The following is an 18,064-nucleotide window of genomic DNA, read 5'->3' as shown; positions in this document are numbered from 1 at the left end:
AGTATCTTTCAGATTCTGTAGATATTCTTAGTTATTGCTTACTTAACAATCATTTTCATTTTATTGTTGAAATAAAAAATGAAAATTCACCACAAGCCTTTTCAAATTTGTTTAACGCTTATAGTAAAGCTTTTAATAAACAGAATTCTAGGACAGGTTCATTATTTGAGCGTCCATTTAAACGGAAATTAATAAAAGATGAAGAGTACCTCAAAAACCTAATTCTGTATGTTCATAAGAATCCAGAAACTCATAAAATAATAAAGGATTTTAGAACCTATAAATTCTCTTCATTTCATGATTTTTCTTCAGACAACAACGGTTTAATTACCTCAAAAAAAGACTATGTGCTTTCTTTGTTTGAAAACTTAGATAATTTTAATTTTATGCATCAAAACAGTTCTCTTAAAGACCTGTCAGGTTTTGAAAACCTTACAGGAGATTTAGAGGTTAAAGATAAATTCTTCAAATACATTCACCAATTACAAGATACCATCACTTCTAAACTAGAAGGAATCGATGGTAAAGCTAAATTCCAAGAAGATAATTGGGACCGACCAGAAGGAGGTGGAGGAAGAACACGCGTTATAGAAAATGGTGCTGTTTTTGAAAAAGGAGGTGTAAACATATCTGGTGTTCATGGTAAATTACCAGACAGCATGCAAAAATACTTTGGTGTAGAAGACGCTGATTTCTTTGCTTGTGGATTAAGTTTAGTCCTGCATCCTACAAATCCGATGGTGCCAACAGTACATGCTAATTGGCGCTATTTTGAAATGTATGATAAAGACGGAAACATTGTGGACCAATGGTTTGGTGGTGGACAAGACCTAACGCCTTACTATTTATATGAAGACGATGCCAAGCACTTTCATCAAACCTGCAAAACGGCTTGCGACAAACATAACCGTGAGTTTTACCCAAAATACAAGTCACGATGTGATGACTACTTTTACAATGCTCACCGCAATGAAGGTCGTGGTATTGGCGGTTTATTCTTCGATTATTGCAAAGTCACCGATGACATGAGCATGCAAAATTGGTACGACTTCGTCTCCGAAGTTGGAGACAGTTTCCTTGAAGCCTATGTCCCAATTGTTGAAAAACGAAAAACATTAGACTACACCAAAGCGCAACGCGATTGGCAAGAAATCAGAAGAGGACGTTATGTAGAATTTAATTTAGTTCACGATAAAGGCACTTTATTTGGATTAAAAACCAATGGACGCATAGAAAGTATTTTAATGAGCTTACCACCACACGTACAATGGGTTTACGATCACCAACCAGAAACTGGAAGTGAAGAAGAAAAACTGATTAAGGTCTTACAAAACCCTGTGGATTGGGTGTAAACAGTTGACACTATCTCAGACCTAGCAGGTTTTACAAACCTTGCAGGTCTCTAAAAAAATAGCAACCATGAATTGCCATTGCGGAAACGATAAAACCTATAAAGCTTGTTGTGAAGTTTTCCATCTCAACAACGGAAAAACAGAAACAGCGGAGCAACTGATGCGTTCTCGTTATAGTGCGTTTGTTTTAGCCGATGGCAATTATTTAATGGCAACACATCACAGTTCTACACGACCAATAAAAGAGAAAAAAGCGATTGTAAAATGGGCAAAATCTGTGCAATGGATAAAGCTGGAAGTTTTAGAAACGACCAAAGGTTCTCAGAATGACACTGAAGGTATCGTAACCTTTAATGCTTATTTTTTTGAAAATGGAAACGTAGATGTCATCCATGAAAAATCGGCTTTTGTGAAAGAGAATGACCAATGGTTTTACTTAGGCTTGAGTCAATAAAACAACAAACATGAGGCCTAACAGGTTTTAAAAACCTAGCAGGTCTGCATGATAATCATAACATCACTTCCAAACCATAACTTCCTTAGTCACTTCTTTAAAAGCATTGTACACGTGAAACAATCGTGCTTTTAAGAGTAGTTTTCGACCTTCTATACGACGTGTAAATATGAGTTTTGTTTTTCCAAAATGAGAATTCCAATACTTCTGAAATACTAATGCATTTTCCTTTTTATCACCAAACAATTCTGGAACAGGATAGAAATTTTCAACATCTAAACGTTTTCTGAAAATATTGGTTTTTATAATTAAATATCTAGGCGATTCAATCGGTTCTAAAAGTTCACTCAAAGCTTTAGAGAATAAAGAATTTTCAAGCGCATTGGCACCAACCAAATTACAAACCACATCACCTTTCCCTAACACATAAGAACTTACCGTAATATTAGTTCTGTTAGAAGTGATATACCCTAATTCATCCAACGTATCAAGAATGGCTAATCCCATTTTACCAATCTTTTTATAGAGATAACCATGACGTATAATTAGTTTTAAAGCTTTAATCAACTTATAACCAAAGACACCAATGAAACTAGCTAAAAGTACATAGATAAAATAGACAACACCGCGTTGTAAAATAAGATGGAAACTTTGCAACATAAACTCTACATAAAAGAGCATCATGGTAAAAAACAATTCCACCACAAAAAAGCGAAGTGCATCAAAATAGTAAATCTGTTTTTGAGCTTTAAAAGGTCGTTTTCCTGAATGTAAAATTTTGACCTCTTTGGTTAACTTAGTCCCTTTTCCGATGGCATTATTCCATTTTTCGGTGATGAGGATTCGTTTTGTAGCACGATTTATTGTAGAAGTATTTAAAGTTTCTATCGATTCTACTTTAATTTCGTCAGGAATATTTAAGCGTTCAAAACCATTTGAAATAAATGGGATTGTACTATTGGTAACACCTACAAACGCTTCAAACCGTCGCTTTAAAGTATCTACTTCTTTTCCACCATCTGAAACTGTTGGATCCACACAAGCCAAATGCCAAATGTTTCCGGTTTTGTTGGGTGCCTTTGCATCTTTCCGGATGGCGCGTCCGCGCATTTGATTAGACGACACAAACGAGCCAATAAATGACGCCAGAATTAAGCTGTTTATAGATGGCGCATCCCAACCTTCGCCAAGTAAGGATTTTGTACCAACGAGCACTTTAATGTTTCCTGCTTCAAAAAGTTGCGTAATGATATTAACAATAGAATTTTTCGGTTTTCCTTTTGGAGTTACCAACAAAAACGATTCATCTATTTGTAATGGCGAAAACGAAAAACTATCTAAAGATTCTATCGCTTCAAAAGCTCTTAAAATAGATTGATGAAGGATAACAATGCTACCTGAAAGCACTGCTAATTCTTTAGGCTTTTCGCAATAATGACGTACATATTGAAAAATAGGTAGCACACCAATTTTATCAATGTCTTCTATTTCTTCAGTTTTAATATTTAAAAATTCCTTCCGAATGTAATCCGTTAGAATCACACATCTTAAATCTGTTTTTAAACTTTTACGTTCTGCTTTAACAATACTTACAATACTTTTTAACTTACTCGGACTGTTAGACAAGGATTTGTAAAGCAATTGCTCACCTATAAAATCGACCGAATTCCGCTCAAAAACATGAAGTCGTCTTAGTTGTTTTTCTAAAGTTGAAACGTACTTTTCTTGCTCAATTAATTGTTCTCTGTCTGAAACTAAGAGGTTCTGAAATAAAATACCAAGCCAATGTAAATCGAGCTCAGGAAACTGAAACATTTCTTTTTTATCGAACCCTAAAACTTCCAATTTTTGATGATCGATTTCAAATCCACACTGATATAAGAAGATAAGAATGGCAGAAAAATATTCGGTATTTGAATAGAGTTCATCCAAATGCCAATTCGGGTTTTTATAAAAACGATGTTCAATTAAAAAATCGATGAAGGCGTCATCCTTTAATAATTCGTCTTTAAAATCGGCAATATTTCGTCTGTAATCTACGATAAAATTAATCTCTAAATCTTCGGGTATGGAGAGATATACAAAATCCTGATGCGGACTTAAATCACCTTCACGCACCAAATCTGGTACCGCAATTTCATCATCAACCTCACCACAAAGTGTAAAATATTTAGACACCTCTGCTCTACTACTATCGTAAGGTGGTGTTGCTGTAAGTGCCACGATATAAAACTCAGAATGCCGCTTTAAATCCATTAAACAATTCCACCACGCATTTTTTAAATGATGGGCTTCGTCTAAAACTAAAGTTTCAATATTATGGGTTTTGAAGAATTGGTAATAATCGTTTTTATCTTCAAAGGATTTATAAAAAGCATGCAACGATTGATAGGTAGAAAACGTAACATCACTAGGCGCTTTTATATCGAATGAATAGGCTTCAAAATCACAATTCTCGGTAAAAAAGTTTTGTAAACGGTTTTCCCATTGGTTTCTTATGGTCAATGTTGGAGCAAGGACCAGTGTTTTCTTTCCTAATTTTCTAACGATTTCTAATCCTAAAATGGTTTTCCCTGAACCAGGAGGAGCAATAACATGAAAATGATGATCTTCAATATGAGTGCTAAAATGCTTTAAAAGTTCCGCTTGATAGCTTCTCCACGGAAAAATAAATTCTAAATCATCAAGGGATTTGAGCACTCTAAAATGGGTTTTATTGATTAACTTTGAAGACTATAAAATTAATCATAATTAATGAAAAACCTTTAAGGTTTCTAAAACCTGATAGGCCTGAAAATATATCATCATGTTCCCAATTAGAAGAAATAGAAGATTAAGAACGAGCGAAGCCATTAGAAGTATCGTTAGAGAAACTTACATCACACCAAATGATTTTTTAGTACCGCTTTTTGTGGTTGAAGGCAAAGGTGTAAAAGAAGAAATTGCATCGATGCCAAACTACTATCGTTTCAGTTTAGATTTATTGAAGGATGAAGTGAAATTATTGTGGAGTTTAGGTTTAAAATCGGTTTTACTTTTTGTAAAAGTTGACGATATTTTAAAAGATAATAAAGGAACCGAAGCTTGGAATCCAAACGGATTAATGCAACGCGCCATTAAAACCGTAAAGGACGTTTGCCCACAAATGTTAGTGATGACCGATGTGGCTTTAGATCCGTATTCTGCTTATGGACACGATGGGATCGTTGAAGGTGGAAAAATAATAAATGACGCCACCGTTGAAGCTTTAGCTGAAATGAGTTTATCTCACGCCGAAGCTGGAGCCGATTTTGTAGCACCAAGTGATATGATGGATGGTAGAATTATTGGTATTCGAGAAGCTTTAGATCAATCTAATCTTATTGATGTTGGTATTATGAGCTATTCGGCAAAATATGCCTCTGCTTTTTATGGCCCTTTTAGAGATGCTTTAGATTCTGCTCCTGTAGATTTAATTGATATTCCAAAAGATAAAAAAACGTATCAAATGGATTTTGCCAATAGAGACGAAGCGATAAAAGAAACCGAAATGGATATCAATGAAGGTGCAGATATTGTGATGATAAAACCAGGTTTATGTTACTTAGATATTGTTCGTGATATTAAAAATAATTTTAACGTACCTGTTGCTGTTTATCAAGTTTCTGGAGAGTACGCGATGTTAAAAGCTGCTGCCGAAAAAGGATGGTTAGATCATGATGCTGTAATGATGGAACAAGTAACGGCAATTAAGCGTGCCGGAGCTGATATTATAGCGAGTTATTTTGCTAAAGATGTTATAAAACTACTTAACGGTTAGTCAATCATAGTTAATAATCAAAATAATTATATTATATTTAGTTCCGAATCAATTGACAAACGAAAAAATTGATTCCGAATTGAAATATGGACGCTATTGACAAGAAAATCATAAAAATACTAAATGCAAACGCACGTGAGTCCTTTGCAACGATCGGAAAATCGGTAGATTTATCTGCTCCTGCTGTTGGAAAACGTGTCAAACAATTAGAAGATAAAGGGTTTATTTTAGGCTATTCCCTTCGACTTAATCATGAAAAATTCGATATTCAAGTTAAGGCTTATATCAATTTAAAAATCCATCAATCGAGTACTTTAAGAACAGCCTATAATCAAATTAAATGCATGGATGAAGTTCAGCGTTGCGACCGTATAACCGGAGAGGATAGTTTATGTATTTTGGCTTATTTTAAAAGCAACAAAGAATTAGTGACTTTATTAGAACGCATCTCTCAATACGGAGTTCCAAATACGAGTATCATATTAGAAAGCTAATGAACTACAGTTTAAAAATTAAAATAACTTTTATACTCTTAGCTTTAGTTTTTGGTTGTAAAGACCAGCACACATCTAAAACTAAAGAAACATCCGTTTCTGAAATTCACTCTAATGATAAATTTGTTAAAATTAAAAATAGTGAATTTGTAGACTATCCCTTTGACGAAATTCATTCAAACTTTAAGACGTCTTATAAAGACTCTTTAGATTTACTTCGTTTTTGGAGAAAATCAGCCTTTTCATCATTAGACACTATAAATGCTGACTTTTCAAATTTAAAAATCAAAAAACTATTATCCGATTATTCTGACGGAGATAAGGGTATCAGTGTAGCTAGAATTTATGCCTCGCCAGATAACCTGTTTAAAATAGTTGTTGGACGTGGAGAGTCTTGTGGTGCCTATTGTAATCCTTATTGGGTTTCCCAAATTGTGCTAGCAAATGGACACATCATTGAAAAATTAGGCTTTAAAGATCTAGAACATATTTACCTAATGCCTGATGGAAAATATCTAATAAAGGAAAAGAGCTTTGGTAGACCAGCAGCTGTTTATTCCGAAAAAACAAAATCGGCGACTTTAATATCTTTTAAAGACAATAAGGTAAACTATCACCAAATTGATTATAATTATCCAAAATACAATGAAATTTTAAACGACAGCATTTATAATCCTAGCGGAAAACTATCGTTGTCTCAAGAACATTTTATTAGAACAGAACACTATTTAACTTATAACAAAAAATCGAAAAAACTCTCATATAGCTATGCAACCGATTTTTCATTTTGTTGTCAGGTTGATTCAATATATGCTTACAAAGGAGAATTTGAATATGAAAATGGGGAATTTGTACATTTAACTGAGCAAAAAACACATATCGAAGTCGATTAAAGCATTGAATTAATAATTTTTCAATCGTAAAGTTATATTCTTTTATAAAATATAAGGATGTTTTTATACCCTAATTCAATCGTCTAGTAATAGTATAATAGTATTTTCTTAACATTATATGTAAGGTTTCTAAATCATTAAAGACAACTCTTCTATAAATCTATTGTCTATGATTAGAAAGTACACGTTTTTACTCGTTTCATTTTTCCTATTACAAACGAGTTGTATCGGAGAAGATGTTATTACTGATTTTATAGAACCTCAATTAAGAATTCTCAACCCCATAAGCTCATTATCTGCTTCAGAAACGTATCAATTTAACACGGCGTATTTTAATAATATTGGCATTGAAGAAGACGCAACAATTACATGGAACAGCTCTAATTTAAATATTGCAACTATTGATGCTTCAGGATTATTAACTGCTATTTCTGAGGGTACCACCACAATATCAGCTTCTACTGAAGAGAGTGATATTTTTTTAGAACAAAGCTTTCCTATAACAATTACTGAAGATGGAACTGTTGTTATTATAGAACCTGTTGTAAAATCAGGAACCATTGTAACAACTAGCAGCTATTTACTCACAGGCACTTTTACACTTGAAGAACAAGATAATTCAGATAATTTATTGCTCTCTGTAAATAACGACTACCAAGCAACAACAAGCTTGCCTGGCCTTTACTTATACTTAACCAACAATCCGAATTCAATTTCTGGAGCATATAGCCTAGGACCTGTAAGTGTCTTTAACGGCGCTCATAACTACACCATTCCAGAAACTAATATTAACGACTATACTCATTTACTTTACTGGTGTCAACCTTTTGGAGTAAAAGTAGGTATTGGCGAAATATTAGATTAATCCATCTTTAGACTACTACAATGACCATAAAAAAATTAGTTGCGACACTAGCAATAATTCTCTTCAGTTTTCAATTCTCTTTTGCTCAATGGACAAAAGATAAAGGTAAAGGTTATTACAAAATCTCTGCCTGGTATTTAGAATCCGACCAACACTATACAGATACTGGAGATAAAGACCCAAATGCCACACGAACAAATTTTAATTTCAATTTTTATGGGCAGTACGGATTGACTAAGAAATGGGATTTAATTGCATACGTTCCATTTTTTGCAAGAACCACTCAAAATGATGTTGTTTCTGGTACAACAGGAGCTATTCTTACAGAAGGAGAAGCTATTAATTCTATTGGAGATATAGACTTAGGAGTCAGTTATGGCATCTTTAATAAGAATTCTTGGGCATTATCTGCAACATTTACATTAGGACTTCCTACAGGTAAGAGCGAAGGTGGTTCTGACGGAAGTTTTCAGACTGGCGATGGAGAATTTAATCAATTATTACAACTTAACTTAGGCAAGTCATTCCAAGTTTATAAACAATCGTTTTATGGAAAATTATATTTAGGTTTTAATAATAGAACCAATGATTTTTCAGATCAATTAACTACAGGATTAGAATTAGGCACACAGTTTATTAAAGATAAATTTTGGCTAATAGGGAGACTAAATACAATTCAATCTTTTCATAACGGAAGTTTAAATGCTCAGAATTCTCAGGGCAGTATATTTGCCAATAATATTGAATATGTGGGAATCGGAGGAGAAGCCTCATATTATATAACTAAAAAATTAGGAGTTTCATTAAATTATAGCTCACTTATAAGTGGAAAAATTATTGCCGCAAACCCATCAATTAGTGTAGGGGTGTTTTTAGATATTAAATAGAGAATATCTAAAACTTATATTATACTATCCGATTTAATCCTACCTCAAAGCCCCTTATTACCCTGAATAATTAAAGCATTACAATTAGACTCTCCAAACCTTAATTTTTAATTACAAATAAAATTAAGTTTACTATATCTAATTTCGAAACAGGACATGGATATTATTGACGAGAAAATCATAAATATGCGAAGTGCCAACGCACGACAGTCCTTTGCAACAATCGGAAAAGTTGTAGATTTATCAACACCTGCTGTTGGAAAAAGCATGAAACAATTAGAAGAAAAAGGGTTTATCTTGGGATATTCGCTTCACCTTAATTATGGAAAATTTGGAGTTAATGCTAAAGCTTACATTAATCTAAAATTCATCAATCTAGGACTATAAGAACGGCTTACAATAAAATTAAATACTTAGACGAAGTACAGTGTTGCGATTGAATTACTGGTAAAGATAGTTTATGTATTTTGGTTTACTTTAAAAGCAATAAGGGAACAGTAATCTTATTAGAACGTATATCTCAATACGGAGTTCGGAATACAAGCAGTATTTTAGACAGTTGGTAATCTCTAAAACCCAGAAATTTTAACTTCTTACTTTAGTTATCACCAAAAGGGTTGCCACTAAACTTTATAAATTCTTCATGCGTTAGTAATTCTCCTTCCATAGGCTCTATGATATCATCAGCTTCAGGATTATCAATATCAATTTTAACGACTGTCCATAGCAATACGATATCTTCAATTTCCATAATTAAACCTGGCAATCCATTAAAACCTCTTGGACCATGTTTTACAGGGATTTCTGGTGCAAACCATGCCTTTACTTTCTTATCGTTGCGTTTATCTATGGTTGCTAAATAGCATGTATAACCATCTATTACTTTAGATTCTTCTGTAATAGTCCATTCTTTTGGTTTTTGTATGATTCTTTTGGTAGGTCCCGATACAGAATTTTGGGTAATGCTATAATCCCGACTCCAATCATTGTAATATGTTCTACTACCTCCAGCCATCATCCATGAAAGATTAACATTACTTCGTGTAATTATAAGTCCATCACTGCCATTATTCCACCCAGGAATATCAGTTTTAGGCTCTACATTATAAAGTGCAATACTATCGTTGAATACCAAATAGCCTTCTACAGGTTGCGATTCGTGCATCAATGCAAAGACTTCATTTTGAGCTTCAGTGTTCTCAGGATTTTCAAAAGGCTGCTCTATACTGTCTTTAATGGTTTCGAGACGATATGTTATCTTTCCCTTTATTTGTGCTGATAAACAGTAAGTACCTAGCAAGACGAGTATTAAAAATATATTTCTCATAATTCGAATTTACAATTTTTTTTGACACGTACTTTTTCTTTACCAACCATAACTTGGTAATAACTAAAAAAATAGCTAGCTTTAAATTAGTATTCATTTCGTAACTTTGTACATATAAAAACTTCAAAACATTAATGGGCTTACTCATTTTTTACGCTGTCATTTCCATCTTCTTTTCATTTTTGTGTTCTATTTTAGAGGCTGTACTTTTAAGCTTAACACCGACATTTCTTAATATTAAAAAGAAAGAAGGTAAAGCTTATGCTCTTGAATTAGAAGAACTAAAAAAAGATGTCGATCGTCCCCTAATTGCCATTTTAACATTAAACACTATTGCACATACCGTTGGTGCCATTTTAGTGGGTGTACAAGCCAAAGTGGCTTATGTTGAGCTTTATGGCAGCACAAAACGTTCTATTTTAGGATTTGAGTTTACCGAAGATATCATGGTCGCTGTTGTGTCTACGGTTATGACAATTCTGATATTAGTTGCTTCAGAAATTATACCAAAAACAGTGGGTGCAACGTACTGGAGACAATTAGCAAACTTTACATCAAAAGCTTTAAACATTTTAATATTTCCTTTAAAATGGACCGGCATTTTATGGTTACTTCAACTCACTACAAAACTGATTGGTGGCAAAGGTCATGGTAGTGTTTTAAGTAGAGAAAGTTTTGCTGCTATGGCAGAAATAGCACAAGAAGAAGGTGTTTTTGAAGAAAATGAAAGTAAAGTCATTAAAAATTTATTGAACTTTAAAGAAGTACAAGCAAAAGATGTGATGACACCTCGTACAGTAATGAAAACTGAAAACGAAAGCATGACCGTGGAAACGTTCTTTAAAGCCAATTCTAATATTCGGTTTTCTAGAGTCCCTGTTTATACTGACGAATCCGATAATATTACTGGCTTAGTTTTAAAAGCTGAAGTTTTCAAAGAAATGGCATTAGGTAATGGTTCAAAATTATTATCTGATATTAAACGAAGCATTATTATTGTGAATCGTAGTTTACCAATCCCAAAATTATTTGAACAATTGGTAGAAAGCCGAAATCACTTAGCTTTAGTTGTAGATGAATACGGTACTGTAAGTGGTTTAGTAACTATGGAAGATGTTATTGAAACATTGTTAGGATTAGAAATCATGGATGAAAGCGATAATGTATCTGACTTACAACTTTTAGCAAGACGAAGCTGGGAATCTAGAGCAAAACGTTTAGGCATCATTGATAATGACAACCCTGAAAACTAAACTTTTATTTGGAACAGTCGCTTCTACAAATCTGCCATATTGAAACTCCACTTGGACATGCCAAAATCAGCGGAAATGAGAATGGTATTGTTTCTGTTTCAATCATAGATTCACAAGAAGCATTATCAGAAAGTATTCCTGAAGCCTTATTAAATTGTGTGATTCAGCTTAAAGAATATTTTAACAATACTAGAAAAAAATTCGACCTAAAATTACATCCTGAAGGCACAACCTTTCAGAAAAAGGTATGGAAACAATTGGAGACTATTCCTTTTGGAAAATCCATTTCTTACTTAGAATTATCCAAACAATTAGGAGATGTAAAAGCCATACGAGCTGCAGCAAGTGCCAACGGTAAAAATCCGCTTTGGATTATTGTACCTTGTCACAGAGTCATTGCTAGCAACGGAAGTCTTACAGGTTATTCTGGTGGATTATACAGAAAACAATGGTTGCTCAATCATGAAAGTGAATACAAACAACAATCCTTATTTTAATGTATAAAATAGCAACTGAATTTTTAAAACGTTTTTTTAAAACCTCAACGATATACAAATATGGTTTCAACTGGTCTCCAATGTACCGCAGAACTACTGCCAAACTTATAGAGGTTAGTGACGATTTGCTTTTTGTAAAAATTAGATTAAAACCAAGTTGGAAAAACCGCAATTATGCAGGTTCCATTTTTGGTGGCAGCATGTTGTCCGCCACAGATCCTATTTATATGATTCAGCTCATTCAAATTCTAGGCAATGATTATGTGGTTTGGGACAAATCCGTTGAAGCGCGCTATAAAAAGCCAGGCAAAACTACAATTTATGGTGAATTTATATTTACAAAAGAAGAGATAGACACTATAAAACAATCTGTTATTGAAACTAGTGAAATTGATATTGTTAAAACCATGAATTTAGTTGACGACAAACAACATATAATTGCTACTTTTAAAAAGACTATTTATATCGCCAACAAAGCCTTTTATAAAGAAAAACTAAAAAATCGCAAAGCAAATAATTAAAATCTAACGCAATGAAATTTATAAAAAAACTATTAAAATGGCTCATCGGAATTATTGCTGTGCTTGTAATTGCCTCTTATATTTTTGATTACGACTACATTCTAAAAGGGGTTCGTGTGGTTTATTTTACAGGACACTCTTCAGCATTTATTGATGATTATCCGTATTTTGAAAATGATACCATCAAAAAAGGTACAACAATCGATGCTTGGCCATTACATAAAAATTACAATACTATAAATGCAACAGATAGGCTAAACACAACAAATGACGCGTTTGGTACTATTGCCTATCTCATTATAAAAAATGACAGTATTTACTACGAACAGTATGCCGAGAATTACGATGCAGCTTCTAAAACCAATTCATTTTCAATGGCTAAAAGTATAACCTCATCATTACTTGGGAAAGCAATTATGGAGGGCTATATTAAAAATTTAGACCAACCTGTTAGTGATTTTTATAAAGAATTTGAAGGTACAAAAACAACCGTTGGTGACTTATCGTCCATGGCTTCTGGTTTAGATTGGGTTGAGTCTTACACAAGTCCGTTTTCTATTACAGCAAGAGCGAATTACGATGATGACTTAGCTGAAACAATATTAAATCAAAAGGTGGTAAAAACACCTGGTAAAGAATTTGAATATTTAAGCGGCAGCACGCAATTGCTAGGTATGGTGATTCAAAAAGCTACAAAAAAACGATTACCACAGTATTTCTCCGAAAGTTTTTGGCAACCCTTAGGCGCTGAAAATGATGCCTTGTGGCAATTAGATGATGATGAAAACAAACTAGCCAAAGCCTTTTGTTGTATTTCTAGTAATGCACGTGATTTTGCGCGCTTTGGTAAGCTTTATAAAGATCATGGACAATGGAATGGCAAGCAATTACTAGATTCTACTTTTGTCGCCACAGCGACCACATCTCGATTTAGTGATCAGCCTTATGGGTATGGTTTCTGGATAAGTGAATATAATGGGAAACACACCTTTGCTATGCGAGGAATTTTAGGGCAATATGTTATCGTTATTCCGGAAGACAATTTAATGGTGGTGAGATTAGGACATCACAGAAGTACTGAAACTATAAATTCTTTCCCTGAAGATTTTTATATTTATATAGATGAAGCTTATACAATGTTAAATCTAAAACCTTAATATTATGTTATTTAACAAATAGTTAGTTATACATCGTCATTTTTATGTCTTTTTTTGAGTAAAACCAACCAACCATGAAGCAACTTTATTTTACTCTTATCCTGCTATTTACATTTCTAAACATTACTGCACAAAGCAATCACCACGTAGATCTTGAAACCTTAAATAGAGATACTGAATTTAATAAAGGTTCAGCTATTACTTTCAATACCTTAGATGAAAATCAAATAAAAAACCTTGAGCTTTTAGGACGTGTTTGGGGATTTTTAAAATACTATCATCCCGAAATCGGAAAAGGAAAGTATAATTGGGATTATGAACTTTTTAGGTTACTTCCAGATTATCAAAAAGTGACTACACCAATAGAACGCGATAATTTACTTTTATCTTGGATAGAGCGCTATGGAATGGTAGAACGCTGTAGAAAATGCAAACCAACTTCTGAAGACTCTCATTTAAAACCGGCTTTAGAATGGATAACTGCAACTAATATTTCTACAGATTTAAGTGAAAAATTACTATACATCCAAAGCAATAGACATCAAGGTGAGCACTATTATATTGCTATGAAGCCTGGTGTTGGAAATCCAGAATTTAAAAATGAAGCCATCTATGAGGATATGCCTTATCCAGATGCTGGTTTTAGACTATTATCACTCTTTAGATACTGGAATATTATAAATTATTATTTTCCTTACAGACACTTAACAGATAAGGATTGGGACACCTGTTTGGCAGAATACATCCCAAAATTCATCAACGCTAAAAATGAGTTAGAATATGAACTAGCCGCCATTCAAATTATTGGAGATATTAAAGACACACATGCTAATCTTTGGGGTGGAAATAATAAAATACAAGAACAACGAGGCGATTATTATGCACCGATTCATGTTAAATTTATAGAAAACAAACTCGTTGTAGATGATTTATTTAATGAGCAAAAAAACAAAATCAATGGATTAAAAATAGGCGATATCATTACGCATATTAACGGTAAACACACTGATGACGTAGTAAAAGACATGAATCCCTACTATCCAGCATCTAACCAACCCACTCGCTTACGAGATATTAGCTTTAATATTTTGAGATCAAAAGAAAACAGTATAGAGTTAAAAGTTGAACGCGCTGGAAAAACTTCGGACTTAAAACTAGATTTATATAAAAAAGATAGTATTGAAGGATATTATAGTTGGTACAAAAAAAGAACTGAGAAAAGTTTTAAAAAACTAAATAATGATATTGGATACATAACCTTACAAAATATCACAAACGAGGATATAGATTCAATAAAAGAAGAGTTTCAAAATTTAAAAGGAATTGTAGTAGATATTAGAAATTACCCTTCAACTTTTGTCGTTTTTGAATTAGGAAATTTTTTAAATAATAACAGGGCAGATTTTGTAAAATTCACAAAAGGCAACTTAAATAATCCAGGTGAATTTAATTATAATGACGATCGGAAAGTAGGACTTTCTAAAAGTTGGTCCTACAAAGGTAAAAAAGTAATAGTATTAGTAAATGAAATATCTCAGAGTCAAGCAGAATATACTGCCATGGCCTTTAGAGTTGGAGACAAAACAACCATAATTGGCAGCACAACTGCTGGTGCAGATGGTAATGTCTCGGCTATACTACTTCCCGGAGGGTTAAGAACTGCAATATCAGGCATTGGTATTCTTTATCCAGATGGTTCAGAAACACAACGTGTAGGTATCGTTCCAGATATTGAAGTAAAACCAACGATCGAAGGCATTAAAAATGGACGTGATGAAGTGCTTGAAAAAGCCATACAACTCATTGAAAAACAAACAACCACACCAAATTTAATTAAAGATTAATTTAAAAATGTTAACTTTAGTTGAAAATACACCATGATTAGCAAACTCAACCTAGAACACATTCTATTCTTAGATATAGAAACTGTCCCTGAAACGGAAAATTTCTCTGATTTAGATAAAACCAAACAAGAGCTTTGGGATGCAAAATCGCGCTATCAACGTAAAGAAGAATTTACGGCTGAAGAATTTTATGATAGAGCAGGTATTTGGGCTGAATTTGGAAAAATAGTTTGTATTTCTGTTGGGTATTTTAAAATGGAAGGTGCATCTAGAACCTTTAGAGTCACCTCGTTTTATGGAGATGAAATTAAAATTTTGAAGGACTTTAAAAATTTATTGATTTCGCATTTTAGTTCTAACAAACATTTACTGTGTGCACATAATGGTAAGGAATTCGACTTTCCATACATCGCAAGACGTATGATTATCCACAACATAGAATTACCATATAAACTGAATTTATTCGGCAAAAAACCTTGGGAAGTACCACATCTCGATACTTTAGAACTTTGGAAATTCGGAGATTATAAAACCTATACCTCTTTAAAATTATTAACTAACGTGTTAGGCATTCCATCACCAAAAGATGATATTGATGGTAGTGAAGTCTATCGTGTGTATTACAAAGAAAAAGAAGTAGATCGTATTATTGTGTATTGCGAAAAAGATACCATTGCCGTTGCTCAAATTTTCTTAAGATTGAGAGGAGATGAATTACTTCATGATAATGAAATAAAACACGTATAACTAATATAGACTATCATCACCCCACTTCATATATGGCAAATTTAATAGACGTTAACAAAATCAATATCTCTTTTTTTAAAGATAAAGTTGAAAAGCAAATCATTAAAAATATTTCATTTCGTATCAACAAAAATGAAATTGTAGCTGTTGTTGGCGAATCCGGCTCCGGAAAGTCCATTTCGTCATTAGCTCTAATGGGGTTATTGCCAAAACAAGTTTCAAAGATTACTTCTGGGTCCATAGAATTTCGAGGAAAAAATATCGTTGATTTATCTGAAAAAGAATTTCAAACTTTAAGAGGCAAAGAAATCTCCATGATTTTCCAAGAACCCATGAGCTCTTTAAATCCATCTATGCGATGCGGAGAGCAAGTTGATGAAATTTTAAAACAACATTTCAAATTATCTACTTCAGAAATTAAAGCGGAAGTATTAAATCTTTTCGAGAAAGTAAAATTACCCAACCCAGAACGCATTTATAAAGCGTATCCTCACGAGATTTCAGGGGGACAGAAGCAACGCGTTATGATTGCGATGGCAATTGCTTGTAAACCTAAATTGCTGATCGCAGATGAACCAACTACAGCTTTGGATGTTACCGTTCAGAAAGAGATTTTAGAGTTGTTAAAAACCATTCAGACCGAAACTAAAATGAGTGTGTTGTTTATTTCACATGATTTATCTTTAGTTTCCGAACTCGCAGATCGTGTCCTCGTAATGTATAGAGGAGAAATTGTTGAACAAGGCACTACGGATATCATTTTTAATAATCCAAAACATAATTATACGAAAGCATTAATTAGTGCACGACCTTCAACTAAATTTAGGTTAAAACAATTACCAACAATTTCAGATTTTATGACTGATAAGGTGAGTACAGCGATTGTTTCAGATTTAGAAAGAGCAGAAAATCACGAAAAACTATATGCACAGAAACCGTTATTAGAAGTTGTAGATGTTGAAAAAACATATTTCTCAAAAACAGGATGGTTCTCTAAAGACCAATCTTTTAATGCTATAGATGGAGTGAGTTTTAAAGTTTACCCTGGTGAAACTATAGGTTTGGTTGGCGAATCTGGCTGTGGGAAATCCACTTTAGGTAATGCTATATTACAGCTGGATAAGGTCACAGCTGGACACATTTTATACAAGGGAAAGGATATCACCAATTTAGGCCGTTCGAACATGAGAGCCTTGCGAAAAGATATCCAAATTATATTTCAGGATCCATTTGCGTCTTTAAACCCTCGCTTAACTGTGGGAAATGCTATTTTGGAACCTATGATTGTTCATAAAATTGGAACCTCTAACAAAGCACGAAAACAAAAAGTAATAGCTATTTTAGAAAAAGTAGGTTTAGATGCCACAGCATTTGATCGCTATCCACATGAATTTTCTGGAGGGCAACGCCAACGTGTAGGTATTGCGAGAACTATTGCTTTAGAACCTCAATTGATTGTCTGTGACGAATCTGTTTCAGCATTAGACATTTCCGTACAAGCGCAGGTATTGAATTTATTGAACGACTTAAAAGCGCAGTTTGGATTTACTTATATATTTATTTCGCACGATTTGGCAGTTGTAAAATATATGGCCGATCAGTTATTAGTAATGAACAAGGGGAAAATTGAAGAAATGGGAGATGCAGATCTCATTTATGCGTCTCCGAAACAAGCATACACAAAAAAGCTAATTCATGCTATTCCAAAAGGATTATAGCATGAATACTCTTTTTGCTAATTGTAAAACATTTGAGACTAACTCCAAAGTGTTTTCTAATGCTGAAAATTGGTAATCTTCATTTAAAGTAGGTTCTGGTAAATTTATTTGAGTCTTCATAAGCAGGAATTCATGGTAGATTTGGGGCAAAAAGGTAAATCTCGGTTTATGTTAAATCAGGTTAATAATAGGTCTATTTGGGGACTGCAATATGGAACATATTTTTATTATATCTGTCTAAATACATTATCAATCG

18 protein-coding genes are annotated in these 18,064 nt (G+C 33.3%); 15 read left to right on the top strand and 3 right to left on the bottom strand.

Features of this window, described 5'->3' with window-relative positions:
* Window positions 1-413 precede the first annotated feature (413 nt).
* Together hemF and HM986_RS05630 are read left to right on the top strand one after the other, a co-directional pair.
* Window positions 414-1,352 carry an oxygen-dependent coproporphyrinogen oxidase gene (gene hemF / locus HM986_RS17715; protein ID WP_246288470.1) on the top strand — a complete coding sequence of 313 codons (939 nt, stop codon included), beginning with the start codon at window positions 414-416 and terminating at the stop codon, window positions 1,350-1,352.
* A gap of 67 nt (window positions 1,353-1,419) precedes the next feature.
* The gene (locus HM986_RS05630) at window positions 1,420-1,806 is read left to right on the top strand and encodes a YchJ family protein (protein WP_179334067.1); all 387 of its coding nucleotides are present in this window, start codon (window positions 1,420-1,422) and stop codon (window positions 1,804-1,806) included.
* A 63-nt stretch (window positions 1,807-1,869) separates the two neighbouring features.
* Here HM986_RS05630 and HM986_RS05625 read toward each other — a convergent pair whose 3' ends face one another.
* Window positions 1,870-4,506, bottom strand: coding sequence for a DEAD/DEAH box helicase family protein (locus HM986_RS05625; protein ID WP_179334066.1), 2,637 nt, complete (start codon window positions 4,504-4,506; stop codon window positions 1,870-1,872).
* Window positions 4,507-4,612: 106 nt separating this feature from the next.
* On the opposite strand from HM986_RS05625, the gene hemB reads away from it, so the two are divergent.
* From hemB to HM986_RS05595, 6 genes are all read left to right on the top strand, one after another.
* Complete coding sequence (gene hemB / locus HM986_RS05620) at window positions 4,613-5,605, top strand: porphobilinogen synthase (RefSeq protein ID WP_179334065.1); 993 nt, start codon at window positions 4,613-4,615, stop codon at window positions 5,603-5,605.
* Window positions 5,606-5,691: 86 nt separating this feature from the next.
* A complete protein-coding gene (locus HM986_RS05615; protein ID WP_179334064.1) occupies window positions 5,692-6,099 on the top strand; it encodes an Lrp/AsnC family transcriptional regulator in 408 nt (135 codons plus the stop codon).
* Window positions 6,099-6,992, top strand: a complete 894-nt coding sequence (locus HM986_RS05610; RefSeq protein WP_179334063.1) for a hypothetical protein — start codon at window positions 6,099-6,101, stop codon at window positions 6,990-6,992. Before HM986_RS05615 ends, HM986_RS05610 begins: the two co-directional genes overlap by 1 nt.
* 169 nt (window positions 6,993-7,161) lie before the next feature.
* Complete coding sequence (locus tag HM986_RS05605; RefSeq protein ID WP_179334062.1) at window positions 7,162-7,857, top strand: Ig-like domain-containing protein; 696 nt, start codon at window positions 7,162-7,164, stop codon at window positions 7,855-7,857.
* A gap of 20 nt (window positions 7,858-7,877) precedes the next feature.
* The gene (locus tag HM986_RS05600) at window positions 7,878-8,744 is read left to right on the top strand and encodes a hypothetical protein (protein ID WP_179334061.1); all 867 of its coding nucleotides are present in this window, start codon (window positions 7,878-7,880) and stop codon (window positions 8,742-8,744) included.
* Window positions 8,745-8,900: 156 nt separating this feature from the next.
* A complete protein-coding gene (locus HM986_RS05595; RefSeq protein ID WP_179334060.1) occupies window positions 8,901-9,131 on the top strand; it encodes an Lrp/AsnC family transcriptional regulator in 231 nt (76 codons plus the stop codon).
* A 211-nt stretch (window positions 9,132-9,342) separates the two neighbouring features.
* On the opposite strand, the gene HM986_RS05590 is transcribed toward HM986_RS05595, so the two are convergent.
* A complete protein-coding gene (locus HM986_RS05590) occupies window positions 9,343-10,071 on the bottom strand; it encodes a GLPGLI family protein (protein WP_179334059.1) in 729 nt (242 codons plus the stop codon).
* Between the two features lie 134 nt (window positions 10,072-10,205).
* Here HM986_RS05590 and HM986_RS05585 point away from each other — a divergent pair, with 134 nt between their 5' ends.
* The 7 genes from HM986_RS05585 to HM986_RS05555 all read left to right on the top strand — a co-directional run bounded on the left by HM986_RS05585 (window position 10,206) and on the right by HM986_RS05555 (window position 17,808).
* On the top strand, window positions 10,206-11,324 hold the full coding sequence (locus HM986_RS05585) for a CNNM domain-containing protein (RefSeq protein WP_178986321.1): 1,119 nt from the start codon (window positions 10,206-10,208) through the stop codon (window positions 11,322-11,324).
* An 8-nt stretch (window positions 11,325-11,332) separates the two neighbouring features.
* Window positions 11,333-11,821: a methylated-DNA--[protein]-cysteine S-methyltransferase gene (locus HM986_RS05580; RefSeq protein ID WP_179334058.1), complete on the top strand. Its 489-nt coding sequence runs from the start codon at window positions 11,333-11,335 to the stop codon at window positions 11,819-11,821.
* A complete protein-coding gene (locus HM986_RS05575; protein ID WP_179334057.1) occupies window positions 11,821-12,342 on the top strand; it encodes a PaaI family thioesterase in 522 nt (173 codons plus the stop codon). The genes HM986_RS05580 and HM986_RS05575 overlap by 1 nt, the downstream gene beginning before the upstream one ends.
* Before the next feature lie 11 nt (window positions 12,343-12,353).
* Complete coding sequence (locus HM986_RS05570; protein WP_179334056.1) at window positions 12,354-13,499, top strand: serine hydrolase domain-containing protein; 1,146 nt, start codon at window positions 12,354-12,356, stop codon at window positions 13,497-13,499.
* A gap of 74 nt (window positions 13,500-13,573) precedes the next feature.
* Window positions 13,574-15,343, top strand: coding sequence for a S41 family peptidase (locus HM986_RS05565; RefSeq protein ID WP_179334055.1), 1,770 nt, complete (start codon window positions 13,574-13,576; stop codon window positions 15,341-15,343).
* Between the two features lie 33 nt (window positions 15,344-15,376).
* Window positions 15,377-16,090 carry a 3'-5' exonuclease gene (locus tag HM986_RS05560; RefSeq protein WP_179334054.1) on the top strand — a complete coding sequence of 238 codons (714 nt, stop codon included), beginning with the start codon at window positions 15,377-15,379 and terminating at the stop codon, window positions 16,088-16,090.
* Between the two features lie 32 nt (window positions 16,091-16,122).
* Entirely contained in the window at window positions 16,123-17,808 is a 1,686-nt protein-coding gene (locus HM986_RS05555) for an ABC transporter ATP-binding protein (RefSeq protein WP_179334053.1), read from the top strand.
* Here the strand turns inward: HM986_RS05555 and HM986_RS17810 are convergent.
* The gene (locus tag HM986_RS17810) at window positions 17,803-17,928 is read right to left on the bottom strand and encodes a hypothetical protein (protein ID WP_262890551.1); all 126 of its coding nucleotides are present in this window, start codon (window positions 17,926-17,928) and stop codon (window positions 17,803-17,805) included. The two genes, HM986_RS05555 and HM986_RS17810, sit on opposite strands and share 6 nt — an antisense overlap.
* Between the last annotated feature and the right edge of the window lie 136 nt (window positions 17,929-18,064).

Origin of the sequence: Winogradskyella costae, from assembly GCF_013403865.1 — a bacterium.
GTDB lineage: Bacteria > Bacteroidota > Bacteroidia > Flavobacteriales > Flavobacteriaceae > Winogradskyella > Winogradskyella costae.
The sequence above is the reverse complement of the archived record's forward strand: the minus strand, read 5'-3'. Positions and strand labels throughout refer to the sequence as shown.